The sequence below is a fragment of the Bacillus sp. RAR_M1_44 genome (genome assembly GCF_020165935.1).
Lineage (GTDB): Bacteria > Bacillota > Bacilli > Bacillales > Bacillaceae > Bacillus > Bacillus altitudinis.
On record NZ_JAIUKX010000001.1, the window covers coordinates 2047838 to 2065654 of the forward strand.

At 47.8% G+C, this 17817-nt stretch carries 5 protein-coding genes, 9 tRNA genes and 6 rRNA genes; all 20 read left to right on the forward strand.

All coding sequences use genetic code 11. The features are described from left to right. Positions 1-173 precede the first annotated feature (173 nt). The 20 genes from LCD34_RS10860 to radA all read left to right on the forward strand — a co-directional run bounded on the left by LCD34_RS10860 (position 174) and on the right by radA (position 17817). Positions 174-1722: ribosomal RNA gene (locus tag LCD34_RS10860) — 16S ribosomal RNA — on the forward strand. Positions 1723-1903: 181 nt separating this feature from the next. Then, positions 1904-4834, forward strand: a 23S ribosomal RNA gene (locus LCD34_RS10865). A 61-nt stretch (positions 4835-4895) separates the two neighbouring features. Further along, positions 4896-5011 (forward strand): 5S ribosomal RNA (gene rrf, locus LCD34_RS10870). Positions 5012-5793: 782 nt separating this feature from the next. After that, a tRNA-Val gene (locus LCD34_RS10875) sits at positions 5794-5869 on the forward strand. Between the two features lie 33 nt (positions 5870-5902). Continuing rightward, positions 5903-5978: transfer RNA gene (locus LCD34_RS10880), tRNA-Thr, on the forward strand. 37 nt (positions 5979-6015) lie between these two features. After that, a tRNA-Lys gene (locus LCD34_RS10885) sits at positions 6016-6091 on the forward strand. A 7-nt stretch (positions 6092-6098) separates the two neighbouring features. Then, a tRNA-Leu gene (locus LCD34_RS10890) sits at positions 6099-6181 on the forward strand. Between the two features lie 30 nt (positions 6182-6211). Continuing rightward, positions 6212-6283: transfer RNA gene (locus LCD34_RS10895), tRNA-Gly, on the forward strand. A 12-nt stretch (positions 6284-6295) separates the two neighbouring features. After that, a tRNA-Leu gene (locus tag LCD34_RS10900) sits at positions 6296-6381 on the forward strand. Positions 6382-6392: 11 nt separating this feature from the next. After that, positions 6393-6469: transfer RNA gene (locus LCD34_RS10905), tRNA-Arg, on the forward strand. Positions 6470-6476: 7 nt separating this feature from the next. Then, positions 6477-6553 (forward strand) — tRNA-Pro (locus tag LCD34_RS10910). 8 nt (positions 6554-6561) lie between these two features. Further along, a tRNA-Ala gene (locus tag LCD34_RS10915) sits at positions 6562-6637 on the forward strand. Positions 6638-6764: 127 nt separating this feature from the next. Continuing rightward, positions 6765-8313: ribosomal RNA gene (locus LCD34_RS10920) — 16S ribosomal RNA — on the forward strand. Positions 8314-8494: 181 nt separating this feature from the next. Further along, positions 8495-11425: ribosomal RNA gene (locus LCD34_RS10925) — 23S ribosomal RNA — on the forward strand. Positions 11426-11486: 61 nt separating this feature from the next. Further along, positions 11487-11602, forward strand: a 5S ribosomal RNA gene (gene rrf / locus LCD34_RS10930). Together the 16S, 23S and 5S rRNA genes with 9 tRNA genes alongside form the textbook arrangement of a ribosomal RNA operon. Before the next feature lie 177 nt (positions 11603-11779). Further along, positions 11780-12244 carry a CtsR family transcriptional regulator gene (locus LCD34_RS10935; protein ID WP_035391577.1) on the forward strand — a complete coding sequence of 155 codons (465 nt, stop codon included), beginning with the start codon at positions 11780-11782 and terminating at the stop codon, positions 12242-12244. Positions 12245-12258: 14 nt separating this feature from the next. Further along, positions 12259-12816, forward strand: coding sequence for a UvrB/UvrC motif-containing protein (locus LCD34_RS10940; RefSeq protein WP_007496258.1), 558 nt, complete (start codon positions 12259-12261; stop codon positions 12814-12816). A 4-nt stretch (positions 12817-12820) separates the two neighbouring features. After that, positions 12821-13912, forward strand: coding sequence for a protein arginine kinase (locus LCD34_RS10945; RefSeq protein ID WP_008345444.1), 1092 nt, complete (start codon positions 12821-12823; stop codon positions 13910-13912). Further along, positions 13909-16344, forward strand: coding sequence for an ATP-dependent protease ATP-binding subunit ClpC (clpC, locus tag LCD34_RS10950; RefSeq protein WP_007496263.1), 2436 nt, complete (start codon positions 13909-13911; stop codon positions 16342-16344). The genes LCD34_RS10945 and clpC overlap by 4 nt, the downstream gene beginning before the upstream one ends. A 93-nt stretch (positions 16345-16437) precedes the next feature. Further along, positions 16438-17817, forward strand: a complete 1380-nt coding sequence (radA, locus tag LCD34_RS10955) for a DNA repair protein RadA (RefSeq protein ID WP_017359160.1) — start codon at positions 16438-16440, stop codon at positions 17815-17817.

A 17817-nucleotide genomic window follows, 5' to 3' on the forward strand; every position in this document is an offset into this window, starting at 1 on the left:
ACCGAAGCGAAATGTTAAGATATTAAAGTCGCTTACGAGCGATAACGAAAATGATCTTTGAAAACTAAACAAGACAAAACGTACCTGTTAATTCGAGTTTTTATAAAAAAATCCTATGATACATCATAGGTAGTCAGTCAAACTGGCGAAAAGCAAAACTTCGGTTTTGTACTTTTTCGGAGAGTTTGATCCTGGCTCAGGACGAACGCTGGCGGCGTGCCTAATACATGCAAGTCGAGCGGACAGAAGGGAGCTTGCTCCCGGATGTTAGCGGCGGACGGGTGAGTAACACGTGGGTAACCTGCCTGTAAGACTGGGATAACTCCGGGAAACCGGAGCTAATACCGGATAGTTCCTTGAACCGCATGGTTCAAGGATGAAAGACGGTTTCGGCTGTCACTTACAGATGGACCCGCGGCGCATTAGCTAGTTGGTGAGGTAACGGCTCACCAAGGCGACGATGCGTAGCCGACCTGAGAGGGTGATCGGCCACACTGGGACTGAGACACGGCCCAGACTCCTACGGGAGGCAGCAGTAGGGAATCTTCCGCAATGGACGAAAGTCTGACGGAGCAACGCCGCGTGAGTGATGAAGGTTTTCGGATCGTAAAGCTCTGTTGTTAGGGAAGAACAAGTGCAAGAGTAACTGCTTGCACCTTGACGGTACCTAACCAGAAAGCCACGGCTAACTACGTGCCAGCAGCCGCGGTAATACGTAGGTGGCAAGCGTTGTCCGGAATTATTGGGCGTAAAGGGCTCGCAGGCGGTTTCTTAAGTCTGATGTGAAAGCCCCCGGCTCAACCGGGGAGGGTCATTGGAAACTGGGAAACTTGAGTGCAGAAGAGGAGAGTGGAATTCCACGTGTAGCGGTGAAATGCGTAGAGATGTGGAGGAACACCAGTGGCGAAGGCGACTCTCTGGTCTGTAACTGACGCTGAGGAGCGAAAGCGTGGGGAGCGAACAGGATTAGATACCCTGGTAGTCCACGCCGTAAACGATGAGTGCTAAGTGTTAGGGGGTTTCCGCCCCTTAGTGCTGCAGCTAACGCATTAAGCACTCCGCCTGGGGAGTACGGTCGCAAGACTGAAACTCAAAGGAATTGACGGGGGCCCGCACAAGCGGTGGAGCATGTGGTTTAATTCGAAGCAACGCGAAGAACCTTACCAGGTCTTGACATCCTCTGACAACCCTAGAGATAGGGCTTTCCCTTCGGGGACAGAGTGACAGGTGGTGCATGGTTGTCGTCAGCTCGTGTCGTGAGATGTTGGGTTAAGTCCCGCAACGAGCGCAACCCTTGATCTTAGTTGCCAGCATTCAGTTGGGCACTCTAAGGTGACTGCCGGTGACAAACCGGAGGAAGGTGGGGATGACGTCAAATCATCATGCCCCTTATGACCTGGGCTACACACGTGCTACAATGGACAGAACAAAGGGCTGCGAGACCGCAAGGTTTAGCCAATCCCACAAATCTGTTCTCAGTTCGGATCGCAGTCTGCAACTCGACTGCGTGAAGCTGGAATCGCTAGTAATCGCGGATCAGCATGCCGCGGTGAATACGTTCCCGGGCCTTGTACACACCGCCCGTCACACCACGAGAGTTTGCAACACCCGAAGTCGGTGAGGTAACCTTTATGGAGCCAGCCGCCGAAGGTGGGGCAGATGATTGGGGTGAAGTCGTAACAAGGTAGCCGTATCGGAAGGTGCGGCTGGATCACCTCCTTTCTAAGGATATATGGAGCAGCGTGCGTTTTCGTCTTGTTTAGTTTTGAAGGATCATTCCTTCAAACATGTCTCTAGCGAGACAGGATTGTTCTTTGAAAACTAGATAACAATAAGTAATACATTCACATTGAATGCAATGCAAAGTTCATCACACATAGTGATTCTTTCTAAAGTAAGAAATGGTTAAGTTAGAAAGGGCGCACGGTGGATGCCTTGGCACTAGGAGCCGATGAAGGACGGGACGAACACCGATATGCTTCGGGGAGCTGTAAGCAAGCTTTGATCCGGAGATTTCCGAATGGGGAAACCCACTGCTCGTAATGGAGTAGTATCCATACTTGAATACATAGAGTATGAGAAGGCATACCCGGGGAACTGAAACATCTAAGTACCCGGAGGAAGAGAAAGCAAATGCGATTCCCTGAGTAGCGGCGAGCGAAACGGGAACAGCCCAAACCAAGAGGCTTGCCTCTTGGGGTTGTAGGACACTCTATACGGAGTTACAAAGGAACGATATAAGCGAAGAGGTCTGGAAAGGCCCGCCAAAGAAGGTAACAGCCCTGTAACTGAAATGTTGTTCTCTCCAGAGTGGATCCTGAGTACGGCGGAACACGTGAAATTCCGTCGGAATCCGGGAGGACCATCTCCCAAGGCTAAATACTCCCTAGTGACCGATAGTGAACCAGTACCGTGAGGGAAAGGTGAAAAGCACCCCGGAAGGGGAGTGAAATAGATCCTGAAACCGTGTGCCTACAAGTAGTCAGAGCCCGTTAACGGGTGATGGCGTGCCTTTTGTAGAATGAACCGGCGAGTTACGATCCCGTGCAAGGTTAAGCAGAAGATGCGGAGCCGCAGCGAAAGCGAGTCTGAATAGGGCGCATGAGTACGTGGTCGTAGACCCGAAACCAGGTGATCTACCCATGTCCAGGGTGAAGTTCAGGTAACACTGAATGGAGGCCCGAACCCACGCACGTTGAAAAGTGCGGGGATGAGGTGTGGGTAGGGGTGAAATGCCAATCGAACCTGGAGATAGCTGGTTCTCTCCGAAATAGCTTTAGGGCTAGCCTCAAGGTAAGAGTCTCGGAGGTAGAGCACTGATTGGACTAGGGGCCCCTACCGGGTTACCGAATTCAGTCAAACTCCGAATGCCGATGACTTATCCTTGGGAGTCAGACTGCGAGTGATAAGATCCGTAGTCGAAAGGGAAACAGCCCAGACCGCCAGCTAAGGTCCCAAAGTATACGTTAAGTGGAAAAGGATGTGGAGTTGCTTAGACAACCAGGATGTTGGCTTAGAAGCAGCCACCATTTAAAGAGTGCGTAATAGCTCACTGGTCGAGTGACTCTGCGCCGAAAATGTACCGGGGCTAAACGTATCACCGAAGCTGCGGACTGTTCTTACGAACAGTGGTAGGAGAGCGTTCTAAGTGCAGTGAAGTCAGACCGGAAGGACTGGTGGAGCGCTTAGAAGTGAGAATGCCGGTATGAGTAGCGAAAGACGGGTGAGAATCCCGTCCACCGAATGCCTAAGGTTTCCTGAGGAAGGCTCGTCCGCTCAGGGTTAGTCGGGACCTAAGCCGAGGCCGAAAGGCGTAGGCGATGGACAACAGGTTGATATTCCTGTACCACCTCCTCACCATTTGAGCAATGGGGGGACGCAGGAGGATAGGGTAAGCGCGGTATTGGATATCCGCGTCCAAGCAGTTAGGCTGGGAAATAGGCAAATCCGTTTCCCGTGAAGGCTGAGCTGTGATGGCGAGCGAAATTTAGTAGCGAAGTTCCTGATTCCACACTGCCAAGAAAAGCCTCTAGCGAGGTGAGAGGTGCCCGTACCGCAAACCGACACAGGTAGGCGAGGAGAGAATCCTAAGGTGATCGAGAGAACTCTCGTTAAGGAACTCGGCAAAATGACCCCGTAACTTCGGGAGAAGGGGTGCTTCTTAGGGTGTTAAAGCCCCGAGAAGCCGCAGTGAATAGGCCCAGGCGACTGTTTAGCAAAAACACAGGTCTCTGCGAAGCCGTAAGGCGAAGTATAGGGGCTGACGCCTGCCCGGTGCTGGAAGGTTAAGAGGAGCGCTTAGCGTAAGCGAAGGTGCGAATTGAAGCCCCAGTAAACGGCGGCCGTAACTATAACGGTCCTAAGGTAGCGAAATTCCTTGTCGGGTAAGTTCCGACCCGCACGAAAGGCGCAACGATCTGGGCACTGTCTCAACGAGAGACTCGGTGAAATTATAGTACCTGTGAAGATGCAGGTTACCCGCGACAGGACGGAAAGACCCCGTGGAGCTTTACTGCAGCCTGATATTGAATGTTGGTACAGCTTGTACAGGATAGGTAGGAGCCTTGGAAACCGGAGCGCTAGCTTCGGTGGAGGCATCGGTGGGATACTACCCTGGCTGTATTGACCTTCTAACCCGCTGCCCTTATCGGGCAGGGAGACAGTGTCAGGTGGGCAGTTTGACTGGGGCGGTCGCCTCCTAAAATGTAACGGAGGCGCCCAAAGGTTCCCTCAGAATGGTTGGAAATCATTCGCAGAGTGTAAAGGCACAAGGGAGCTTGACTGCGAGACCTACAAGTCGAGCAGGGACGAAAGTCGGGCTTAGTGATCCGGTGGTTCCGCATGGAAGGGCCATCGCTCAACGGATAAAAGCTACCCCGGGGATAACAGGCTTATCTCCCCCAAGAGTCCACATCGACGGGGAGGTTTGGCACCTCGATGTCGGCTCATCGCATCCTGGGGCTGTAGTCGGTCCCAAGGGTTGGGCTGTTCGCCCATTAAAGCGGTACGCGAGCTGGGTTCAGAACGTCGTGAGACAGTTCGGTCCCTATCCGTCGCGGGCGCAGGAAATTTGAGAGGAGCTGTCCTTAGTACGAGAGGACCGGGATGGACGCACCGCTGGTGTACCAGTTGTTCTGCCAAGGGCATCGCTGGGTAGCTATGTGCGGACGGGATAAGTGCTGAAAGCATCTAAGCATGAAGCCCCCCTCAAGATGAGATTTCCCATTCCGCAAGGAAGTAAGATCCCTGAAAGATGATCAGGTTGATAGGTCTGAGGTGGAAGCGTGGTGACACGTGGAGCTGACAGATACTAATAGATCGAGGACTTAACCTATATTCTAATGTGAAAAATGAACGTTGTTATCTAGTTTTGAGAGAACATTCTCTCCATCAGGTTTGGTGGCGATAGCGAAGAGGTCACACCCGTTCCCATACCGAACACGGAAGTTAAGCTCTTCAGCGCCGATGGTAGTTGGGGGTTTCCCCCTGTGAGAGTAGGACGCCGCCAAGCTTTTCAAAGGATCAGTTCCAATCGGAACTGGTCTTTTTTGTGTTTTAAAAAATGATAGATCTATTTATATTGAAAATAGTGGTCTTTCATTACATTCTCAATAACTCATTGATTTCATCCCCTTCACTGGAATTCTAGACATTCTATAAAATTCTTATCATCCAGTCTCGTCGCTCACTCATCTTGCTAAGAGTCAACATCAAAAGAGTAAACATGTATAAAAAGGATCTTCTCCTCTGGCAACCATATGTAGCGAACTGCGCTTGCTGCTAGATCATTGAAACCTACATAAGAGAGCAAAGGGCATCTTGGTTTGCTAATGAGAGAGGGGAGGAAGATTCGAGTTAAGCACCAAAATGTTTGATGAGGCAAGGGAACATTGAGACGAATTTTTGGGAAATGACCAGGATCAATTTAATATAAAGCAAATATACAAAATGGTTTCTCGGAAAAATAAAATAATAAAAAAATTCGTTTCTAAATGCACGTTATCTGAGGATATAAGGAATAAAACAAACATTTTTCAGCTTTAAAAGAGCTGTTTTTACATTGAAAAAGCGCTATTAATGCCCTTTTTAACAAAAAAACATAAAAAAATGAAAAAAAGACTTTTAAAATGAAGAGACAAGTGGTAAACTTCTTTAGGTGCCTTAACGAAAAGATGTGAAAAAACAGCTTTAAAATAAATTCAAAAATTATTTTAAAAAAGTCTTTACAAACAATATCTTATCGTTATATAATACTATTTGTCAGATCGAGAGACATTCGAAACGACACAATATGGAGGATTAGCTCAGCTGGGAGAGCATCTGCCTTACAAGCAGAGGGTCGGCGGTTCGAGCCCGTCATCCTCCACCATATTTATTCTTACATAATGTTAGGATAGATAAAGCCGGTGTAGCTCAACTGGTAGAGCAACTGACTTGTAATCAGTAGGTTGGGGGTTCAAGTCCTCTTGCCGGCACCACTTTCATATGGTAAGATAGACAAGTCGCTTTAAAAGCGAGCCATTAGCTCAGTTGGTAGAGCATCTGACTTTTAATCAGAGGGTCGAAGGTTCGAGTCCTTCATGGCTCACCATTTTCATGCGGGTGTGGCGGAATTGGCAGACGCGCTAGACTTAGGATCTAGTGTCTTTATGACGTGGGGGTTCAAGTCCCTTCACCCGCATTGCCAAACAACATAAAGAAATCCTGTAATGCGGAAGTAGTTCAGTGGTAGAACACCACCTTGCCAAGGTGGGGGTCGCGGGTTCGAATCCCGTCTTCCGCTTATACCATCCACGCCGGGGTGGTGGAATTGGCAGACACACAGGACTTAAAATCCTGCGGTAGGTGACTACCGTGCCGGTTCAAGTCCGGCCCTCGGCATTATAAAATAAGCGCCCGTAGCTCAATTGGATAGAGCGTTTGACTACGGATCAAAAGGTTAGGGGTTCGACTCCTCTCGGGCGCGCCATTAAGATCGGGAAGTAGCTCAGCTTGGTAGAGCACTTGGTTTGGGACCAAGGGGTCGCAGGTTCGAATCCTGTCTTCCCGACCATCTTTTATGGGGCCTTAGCTCAGCTGGGAGAGCGCCTGCCTTGCACGCAGGAGGTCAGCGGTTCGATCCCGCTAGGCTCCACCAATATGATCTTTGAAAACTAAACAAGACAAAACGTACCTGTTAATTCGAGTTTTTATAAAAAAATCCTATGATACATCATAGGTAGTCAGTCAAACGCTGACGAAAAACAAAACTTCGGTTTTGTACTTTTTCGGAGAGTTTGATCCTGGCTCAGGACGAACGCTGGCGGCGTGCCTAATACATGCAAGTCGAGCGGACAGAAGGGAGCTTGCTCCCGGATGTTAGCGGCGGACGGGTGAGTAACACGTGGGTAACCTGCCTGTAAGACTGGGATAACTCCGGGAAACCGGAGCTAATACCGGATAGTTCCTTGAACCGCATGGTTCAAGGATGAAAGACGGTTTCGGCTGTCACTTACAGATGGACCCGCGGCGCATTAGCTAGTTGGTGAGGTAACGGCTCACCAAGGCGACGATGCGTAGCCGACCTGAGAGGGTGATCGGCCACACTGGGACTGAGACACGGCCCAGACTCCTACGGGAGGCAGCAGTAGGGAATCTTCCGCAATGGACGAAAGTCTGACGGAGCAACGCCGCGTGAGTGATGAAGGTTTTCGGATCGTAAAGCTCTGTTGTTAGGGAAGAACAAGTGCAAGAGTAACTGCTTGCACCTTGACGGTACCTAACCAGAAAGCCACGGCTAACTACGTGCCAGCAGCCGCGGTAATACGTAGGTGGCAAGCGTTGTCCGGAATTATTGGGCGTAAAGGGCTCGCAGGCGGTTTCTTAAGTCTGATGTGAAAGCCCCCGGCTCAACCGGGGAGGGTCATTGGAAACTGGGAAACTTGAGTGCAGAAGAGGAGAGTGGAATTCCACGTGTAGCGGTGAAATGCGTAGAGATGTGGAGGAACACCAGTGGCGAAGGCGACTCTCTGGTCTGTAACTGACGCTGAGGAGCGAAAGCGTGGGGAGCGAACAGGATTAGATACCCTGGTAGTCCACGCCGTAAACGATGAGTGCTAAGTGTTAGGGGGTTTCCGCCCCTTAGTGCTGCAGCTAACGCATTAAGCACTCCGCCTGGGGAGTACGGTCGCAAGACTGAAACTCAAAGGAATTGACGGGGGCCCGCACAAGCGGTGGAGCATGTGGTTTAATTCGAAGCAACGCGAAGAACCTTACCAGGTCTTGACATCCTCTGACAACCCTAGAGATAGGGCTTTCCCTTCGGGGACAGAGTGACAGGTGGTGCATGGTTGTCGTCAGCTCGTGTCGTGAGATGTTGGGTTAAGTCCCGCAACGAGCGCAACCCTTGATCTTAGTTGCCAGCATTCAGTTGGGCACTCTAAGGTGACTGCCGGTGACAAACCGGAGGAAGGTGGGGATGACGTCAAATCATCATGCCCCTTATGACCTGGGCTACACACGTGCTACAATGGACAGAACAAAGGGCTGCAAGACCGCGAGGTTTAGCCAATCCCACAAATCTGTTCTCAGTTCGGATCGCAGTCTGCAACTCGACTGCGTGAAGCTGGAATCGCTAGTAATCGCGGATCAGCATGCCGCGGTGAATACGTTCCCGGGCCTTGTACACACCGCCCGTCACACCACGAGAGTTTGCAACACCCGAAGTCGGTGAGGTAACCTTTATGGAGCCAGCCGCCGAAGGTGGGGCAGATGATTGGGGTGAAGTCGTAACAAGGTAGCCGTATCGGAAGGTGCGGCTGGATCACCTCCTTTCTAAGGATATATGGAGCAGCGTGCGTTTTCGTCTTGTTTAGTTTTGAAGGATCATTCCTTCAAACATGTCTCTAGCGAGACAGGATTGTTCTTTGAAAACTAGATAACAATAAGTAATACATTCACATTGAATGCAATGCAAAGTTCATCACACATAGTGATTCTTTCTAAAGTAAGAAATGGTTAAGTTAGAAAGGGCGCACGGTGGATGCCTTGGCACTAGGAGCCGATGAAGGACGGGACGAACACCGATATGCTTCGGGGAGCTGTAAGCAAGCTTTGATCCGGAGATTTCCGAATGGGGAAACCCACTGCTCGTAATGGAGTAGTATCCATACTTGAATACATAGAGTATGAGAAGGCATACCCGGGGAACTGAAACATCTAAGTACCCGGAGGAAGAGAAAGCAAATGCGATTCCCTGAGTAGCGGCGAGCGAAACGGGAACAGCCCAAACCAAGAGGCTTGCCTCTTGGGGTTGTAGGACACTCTATACGGAGTTACAAAGGAACGATATAAGCGAAGAGGTCTGGAAAGGCCCGCCAAAGAAGGTAACAGCCCTGTAACTGAAATGTTGTTCTCTCCAGAGTGGATCCTGAGTACGGCGGAACACGTGAAATTCCGTCGGAATCCGGGAGGACCATCTCCCAAGGCTAAATACTCCCTAGTGACCGATAGTGAACCAGTACCGTGAGGGAAAGGTGAAAAGCACCCCGGAAGGGGAGTGAAATAGATCCTGAAACCGTGTGCCTACAAGTAGTCAGAGCCCGTTAACGGGTGATGGCGTGCCTTTTGTAGAATGAACCGGCGAGTTACGATCCCGTGCAAGGTTAAGCAGAAGATGCGGAGCCGCAGCGAAAGCGAGTCTGAATAGGGCGCATGAGTACGTGGTCGTAGACCCGAAACCAGGTGATCTACCCATGTCCAGGGTGAAGTTCAGGTAACACTGAATGGAGGCCCGAACCCACGCACGTTGAAAAGTGCGGGGATGAGGTGTGGGTAGGGGTGAAATGCCAATCGAACCTGGAGATAGCTGGTTCTCTCCGAAATAGCTTTAGGGCTAGCCTCAAGGTAAGAGTCTCGGAGGTAGAGCACTGATTGGACTAGGGGCCCCTACCGGGTTACCGAATTCAGTCAAACTCCGAATGCCGATGACTTATCCTTGGGAGTCAGACTGCGAGTGATAAGATCCGTAGTCGAAAGGGAAACAGCCCAGACCGCCAGCTAAGGTCCCAAAGTATACGTTAAGTGGAAAAGGATGTGGAGTTGCTTAGACAACCAGGATGTTGGCTTAGAAGCAGCCACCATTTAAAGAGTGCGTAATAGCTCACTGGTCGAGTGACTCTGCGCCGAAAATGTACCGGGGCTAAACGTATCACCGAAGCTGCGGACTGTTCTTACGAACAGTGGTAGGAGAGCGTTCTAAGTGCAGTGAAGTCAGACCGGAAGGACTGGTGGAGCGCTTAGAAGTGAGAATGCCGGTATGAGTAGCGAAAGACGGGTGAGAATCCCGTCCACCGAATGCCTAAGGTTTCCTGAGGAAGGCTCGTCCGCTCAGGGTTAGTCGGGACCTAAGCCGAGGCCGAAAGGCGTAGGCGATGGACAACAGGTTGATATTCCTGTACCACCTCCTCACCATTTGAGCAATGGGGGGACGCAGGAGGATAGGGTAAGCGCGGTATTGGATATCCGCGTCCAAGCAGTTAGGCTGGGAAATAGGCAAATCCGTTTCCCGTGAAGGCTGAGCTGTGATGGCGAGCGAAATTTAGTAGCGAAGTTCCTGATTCCACACTGCCAAGAAAAGCCTCTAGCGAGGTGAGAGGTGCCCGTACCGCAAACCGACACAGGTAGGCGAGGAGAGAATCCTAAGGTGATCGAGAGAACTCTCGTTAAGGAACTCGGCAAAATGACCCCGTAACTTCGGGAGAAGGGGTGCTTCTTAGGGTGTTAAAGCCCCGAGAAGCCGCAGTGAATAGGCCCAGGCGACTGTTTAGCAAAAACACAGGTCTCTGCGAAGCCGTAAGGCGAAGTATAGGGGCTGACGCCTGCCCGGTGCTGGAAGGTTAAGAGGAGCGCTTAGCGTAAGCGAAGGTGCGAATTGAAGCCCCAGTAAACGGCGGCCGTAACTATAACGGTCCTAAGGTAGCGAAATTCCTTGTCGGGTAAGTTCCGACCCGCACGAAAGGCGCAACGATCTGGGCACTGTCTCAACGAGAGACTCGGTGAAATTATAGTACCTGTGAAGATGCAGGTTACCCGCGACAGGACGGAAAGACCCCGTGGAGCTTTACTGCAGCCTGATATTGAATGTTGGTACAGCTTGTACAGGATAGGTAGGAGCCTTGGAAACCGGAGCGCTAGCTTCGGTGGAGGCATCGGTGGGATACTACCCTGGCTGTATTGACCTTCTAACCCGCTGCCCTTATCGGGCAGGGAGACAGTGTCAGGTGGGCAGTTTGACTGGGGCGGTCGCCTCCTAAAATGTAACGGAGGCGCCCAAAGGTTCCCTCAGAATGGTTGGAAATCATTCGCAGAGTGTAAAGGCACAAGGGAGCTTGACTGCGAGACCTACAAGTCGAGCAGGGACGAAAGTCGGGCTTAGTGATCCGGTGGTTCCGCATGGAAGGGCCATCGCTCAACGGATAAAAGCTACCCCGGGGATAACAGGCTTATCTCCCCCAAGAGTCCACATCGACGGGGAGGTTTGGCACCTCGATGTCGGCTCATCGCATCCTGGGGCTGTAGTCGGTCCCAAGGGTTGGGCTGTTCGCCCATTAAAGCGGTACGCGAGCTGGGTTCAGAACGTCGTGAGACAGTTCGGTCCCTATCCGTCGCGGGCGCAGGAAATTTGAGAGGAGCTGTCCTTAGTACGAGAGGACCGGGATGGACGCACCGCTGGTGTACCAGTTGTTCTGCCAAGGGCATCGCTGGGTAGCTATGTGCGGACGGGATAAGTGCTGAAAGCATCTAAGCATGAAGCCCCCCTCAAGATGAGATTTCCCATTCCGCAAGGAAGTAAGATCCCTGAAAGATGATCAGGTTGATAGGTCTGAGGTGGAAGCGTGGTGACACGTGGAGCTGACAGATACTAATAGATCGAGGACTTAACCTATATTCTAATGTGAAAAATGAACATTGTTATCTAGTTTTGAGAGAACATTCTCTCCATCAGGTTTGGTGGCGATAGCGAAGAGGTCACACCCGTTCCCATACCGAACACGGAAGTTAAGCTCTTCAGCGCCGATGGTAGTTGGGGGTTTCCCCCTGTGAGAGTAGGACGCCGCCAAGCTTTTCAAAGGATCAGTTCCAATCGGAACTGGTCTTTTTTGTGTTTTTGGGATGTTTGGCACCAGATAAATGTGGAAATAATATTGTTAGTTGAGCGATTATCTTGAAAAATCGATCGAAAAAATTTATAGTAAGATTAAAGTCAAATATAGTCAAAGTCAATGGAGGAGGAGGCGGAGTGGCACAAAATATTTCTGATATCATCGAGCAGTATTTGAAGGAAGTCTTGGATCAGAATGGTCGAGAAATATTAGAAATTAAACGCAATGAAATTGCAGATAAGTTTCAATGCGTACCTTCACAAATTAACTATGTTATCAATACACGCTTTACGAGCGAAAGAGGTTATATCGTCGAAAGTAAGCGTGGCGGCGGTGGCTATATCCGTATCATTAAAGTCAAAATAAATGATGAAGTCGATTTATTGAACAACATTATTTCCCAAATATATCATCGTTTATCACAGGCTGCATCTGATCATATCATCATGCGTCTTGTTGAGAACAACATTTTATCCGAAAGAGAAGCAAAGATGATGATTAGTGTCATGGACCGTTCTGTTTTACACATTGATTTACCTGAACGAGATGAACTGCGGGCTCGGATGATGAAAGCGATGTTAAATGCTTTGAAATTAAAGTAAAGCGGGTGAAAAGATTGATTTGTCAAGAATGCAATGAGAGACCAGCCACTTTTCACTTTACGAAAGTAATAAATGGAGAAAAACAAGAAATGCACATATGTGAACAATGTGCAAAAGAAAACAGTGATTCATATGCTATGAGTGGAAACCAAGGTTTCTCGATTCACAACTTATTATCAGGCTTATTGAATATTGATCCTAGCTTTACCACAAGTGCGAATAAAGGATCATCTATTTTTCAAGAGGCAAGAGAAGTGGATCAATGTCCTAAGTGTGGCTTAACTTTTCAGCAATTCAGGAAAACAGGCCGTTTTGGCTGTGCAGAATGTTATCGAACCTTTGATCAGTATTTAAATCCTGTTTTAAGGAAAGTCCATAGTGGAAATACAGTCCATAATGGAAAAGTCCCTAAACGGATTGCCGGCAGTCTGCATGTTCGCCGGAAACTTGAGTTAATGCAGCAAGAACTGAAGCAGCTGATTGAACAGGAAGAGTTTGAAAAAGCAGCGGAAGTTCGAGATCAAATTCGTGCGTTAGAGCATGAGCAATCTCAGCAGAGGGAGGGAGATTAACGACATGTCGCTCCAGCATTTTATTCAAGACGCATTAAGTCAATGGATGAAACAGAAAGGACCAGAAAGTGACATTGTTCTAAGCAGTCGTATTCGGCTGGCACGCAATCTAGAGCATGTTCGTTTCCCAACTCAGTTTTCTCAAGAGGAGGCTGAAGCTGTTCTTCAGCAATTCGAGCAAAAGTTTGCGAGCCAGGAAGTGAAGGACATTGGAAACTTTGTTCTGATTCGAATGAATGACACGCAGCCTTTGGCTAAAAGGGTACTTGTTGAAAAGCATTTGATTAGCCCCAATTTAGCAGAATCAAGATTTGGCGGCTGTTTGCTTTCAGAAAATGAAGAAATCAGTGTCATGCTGAATGAGGAAGACCATATTCGTATTCAATGCTTGTTCCCAGGATTTCAGCTGGCTAATGCACTAAAAGCAGCTAACCAAATAGATGACTGGATTGAAGAGCAAGTGGATTATGCGTTTTCTGAAAAGCGAGGATACTTAACGAGCTGTCCGACCAATGTAGGTACAGGTATTAGGGCTTCAGTCATGATGCACTTACCAGCATTAGCCCTGACAAGACAAATGAATCGCATTATTCCTGCAATTAATCAATTAGGTCTTGTGGTCAGAGGAATTTATGGTGAGGGTAGCGAAGCAATAGGAAACATCTTTCAAATTTCAAATCAAATGACACTGGGTCAATCAGAAGAAGATATTGTAGATGACTTGAATAGTGTGACGGCGCAGCTCATTGAACAAGAGCGATCTGCACGTAAGGCATTATATCAGACGTCTAAAATTGAACTTGAAGACAGAGTGTACCGTTCCTTGGGGATTTTGGCTAATTGCCGCATGATTGAATCTAAGGAAACGGCTAAGTGTTTGTCAGATGTGCGACTTGGAATTGATTTAGGTATCATTAAGGGGCTTTCAAGTAATATACTGAATGAACTCATGATTTTGACACAGCCTGGCTTCCTTCAGCAATATTCAGGAGGAGCCTTGGAACCAAATGAAAGAGATATAAAACGAGCAGCAATTATTAGAGAAAGGCTGCGCTTAGAAATGCATAGGAATGGACAGGAGGATGAAACGATATGATGTTTGGAAGATTCACTGAAAGAGCTCAAAAGGTATTAGCACTTGCACAAGAAGAAGCCATTCGCCTAGGCCATAAGAACATCGGAACAGAGCATATTTTACTTGGTCTTGTACGTGAAGGTGAGGGCATTGCCGCAAAAGCATTAGAAGCACTGGGCCTTGTTTCAGATAAAATCCAAAAAGAAGTCGAGAGCTTGATTGGAAGAGGGCAAGAGGTGTCTCAAGCTATTCCTCATTACACACCTAGAGCGAAGAAGGTTACGGAGCTTTCTATGGATGAAGCGAGAAAGCTGGGTCATTCCTATGTAGGGACAGAACATATTCTTTTAGGTCTTATTCGTGAGGGAGAGGGTGTAGCTGCCCGTGTCTTAAATAACCTCGGAGTAAGCTTAAATAAAGCACGCCAGCAAGTATTGCAGCTTCTAGGCAGCAATGAAACGGGTGCATCTGCGGCAGGATCTAATAGCAATGCCAATACACCAACTTTAGATAGCTTGGCAAGAGACTTAACGGCTATTGCGAAAGAGGACAGCTTGGACCCTGTGATTGGCCGTAGCAAAGAAATTCAGCGTGTCATTGAGGTCCTAAGTAGAAGAACAAAGAATAACCCTGTCTTGATTGGAGAGCCTGGTGTTGGTAAAACAGCGATCGCAGAAGGCCTCGCACAGCAAATTATTCACAACGAAGTGCCTGAAATTTTGCGTGATAAACGAGTCATGACACTTGATATGGGAACCGTTGTAGCGGGAACGAAATATCGTGGTGAATTCGAGGATCGTTTGAAAAAAGTCATGGACGAAATCCGTCAGGCTGGAAATATCATTCTCTTCATTGATGAGCTTCATACACTGATTGGTGCAGGAGGAGCAGAGGGTGCGATTGATGCCTCTAATATTCTAAAACCATCTTTAGCACGTGGTGAGCTTCAATGTATCGGGGCAACAACGTTAGATGAGTACCGTAAATATATTGAAAAAGATGCTGCGCTTGAACGCCGATTCCAGCCAATTCAAGTGGATCAGCCGTCTGTTGATGAAAGTATTCAAATTTTAAGAGGGCTTAGAGACCGTTATGAAGCACATCACCGTGTATCTATTACAGATGAAGCCATTGAGGCGGCGGTAAAGCTTTCTGATCGTTATATCTCCGATCGTTTCCTTCCAGATAAGGCGATCGACTTAATTGATGAGGCGGGTTCAAAAGTTCGCTTACGTTCTTTCACAACACCGCCTAATCTAAAGGAACTTGAGCAAAAGTTGGATGAAGTACGCAAGGAAAAGGATGCAGCTGTTCAAAGTCAAGAATTTGAAAAAGCCGCTTCTCTTCGTGATACGGAGCAACGTTTGCGTGAAAAGGTAGAAGTGACGAAGAAATCTTGGAAAGAAAAGCAGGGACAAGAGAATTCAGAGGTTTCTGTGGATGATATCGCAATGGTTGTTTCTAGCTGGACGGGAGTACCTGTTTCAAAAATTGCTCAAACAGAAACAGATAAGCTTCTAAACATGGAACAATTGCTCCACTCTCGCGTCATTGGACAGGATGAAGCAGTTGTTGCTGTTGCAAAAGCTGTAAGACGTGCCCGTGCTGGACTAAAAGATCCGAAACGTCCGATTGGCTCCTTTATTTTCTTAGGGCCAACAGGTGTTGGTAAGACTGAGCTTGCAAGAGCACTCGCCGAGTCTATCTTCGGTGATGAAGAAGCGATGATTCGTATTGATATGTCTGAGTACATGGAAAAACACTCGACTTCAAGACTTGTTGGATCACCTCCAGGCTATGTGGGTTATGATGAGGGCGGTCAGCTGACTGAAAAAGTGAGAAGAAAGCCGTATTCTGTCGTGCTTCTAGATGAGATTGAAAAGGCGCACCCTGATGTGTTTAACATCTTACTTCAAGTGTTAGAAGATGGTCGTCTCACTGATTCCAAAGGTCGTACTGTTGACTTTAGAAATACGATTTTGATTATGACTTCAAACGTTGGAGCTAGTGAGCTGAAGCGCAATAAATATGTTGGCTTTAACGTGCAGGATGAAAGTCAAAATTACAAAGATATGAAAGGCAAAGTAATGGGTGAGCTGAAACGTGCGTTTAGACCGGAGTTCATCAACCGTATTGATGAAATCATTGTCTTCCACTCACTCGAAAAGAAACATCTAAAAGAGATTGTGTCTCTCATGTCTGATCAATTGACAAAACGACTAAAAGAGCAGGACCTTTCAATTGAATTGACGGAAGCAGCAAAAGCCAAGATTGCCGACGAAGGCGTAGATCTTGAGTATGGTGCTCGTCCGTTAAGAAGAGCGATTCAAAAGCACGTCGAGGATCGACTTTCTGAGGAATTGCTGAAAGGCAATATTGAAAAGGGCCAACATATCGTATTAGATGTAGAAGATGGAGAAATTGTCGTAAAAGCAACGGCTGCTACGAACTAATATAGTAAGAAAAAAGTGTGAGGCATACCAGTAAGTTGGATGCCTCCCTTTACTTATTTTCTGACCAGTATAAGGAGTTGTATTCTTCAATCTATGGCTAAGTCAAAATCAAAATTTATATGCCAATCGTGCGGTTATGAGTCAGCCAAATGGATGGGGAAATGTCCCGGCTGCGGCACTTGGAACAGTATGACAGAAGAGGTCGTTCGTAAAGAGCCGGCAAATCGTCGAAGTGCGTTTAATCATTCTGTTCAAACCATTCAAAAACCTTCACCTATATCTGCAATTGAAACATCCGAAGAACCCCGAATTAAAACGAATTTAGAAGAATTTAACCGAGTATTAGGAAGTGGAATTGTCAAAGGTTCACTCGTTCTTATTGGCGGTGATCCTGGGATTGGGAAGTCCACACTATTATTACAAGTTTCAGCACAGCTATCAGATCAAAATCAGAATGTGTTATACATATCTGGTGAGGAATCAATCAAACAAACGAAGCTTAGGGCGGACCGTCTCGGTATTGAAAGCGCCTCTTTACATGTTTTGGCTGAAACCGATATGGAGTATATAACGTCTGCTATACAAGAGATGAAACCCGCTTTTGTTGTGGTCGATTCAATTCAAACCGTTTATCAAAGCGATATCACGTCAGCTCCTGGATCTGTTTCTCAGGTGAGGGAATGTACTGCCCAGCTGATGAAAATTGCCAAGACGAATGGTATTCCTATTTTTATTGTTGGTCATGTGACGAAGGAAGGATCGATTGCTGGGCCGCGCCTTTTAGAGCATATGGTGGATACAGTTCTTTATTTTGAAGGGGAGCGCCATCATACGTTTCGTATTTTACGGGCAGTGAAAAACCGTTTTGGTTCAACGAATGAATTAGGGATTTTTGAAATGAGAGAGGAAGGGCTCACAGAGGTATTAAACCCATCAGAAATCTTCTTAGAAGAGCGGTCAGCAGGTGTATCTGGATCGTGTGTTGTTGCCTCAATGGAAGGAACAAGACCTGTTCTAGTGGAGATACAAGCACTTATTTCACCGACGAGCTTTGGTAATCCACGGAGAATGGCTACTGGCCTTGATCATAACCGAGTGTCATTGCTTATGGCCGTTTTAGAAAAACGGGTAGGGCTGCTGCTGCAAAACCAAGATGCCTATTTAAAGGTCGCAGGTGGTGTGAAACTTGACGAACCAGCGATTGATTTGGCTATTGCCGTCAGTATTGCATCAAGCTTTAAAGATGCAGCGCCGCATCAAGCAGATTGCTTTATAGGAGAAGTGGGTCTGACGGGAGAAGTCAGAAGAGTATCAAGAATTGAACAGCGTGTGCAGGAAGCTGCTAAACTAGGATTTAAGAGAATGTTTATTCCTCAGGCGAATATAGATGGATGGAAAAAACCGAGAGGGATTGAATTAGTCGGTGTAGAAAATGTAGCAGAGGCACTTCGTATTTCACTAGGGGGATCATAG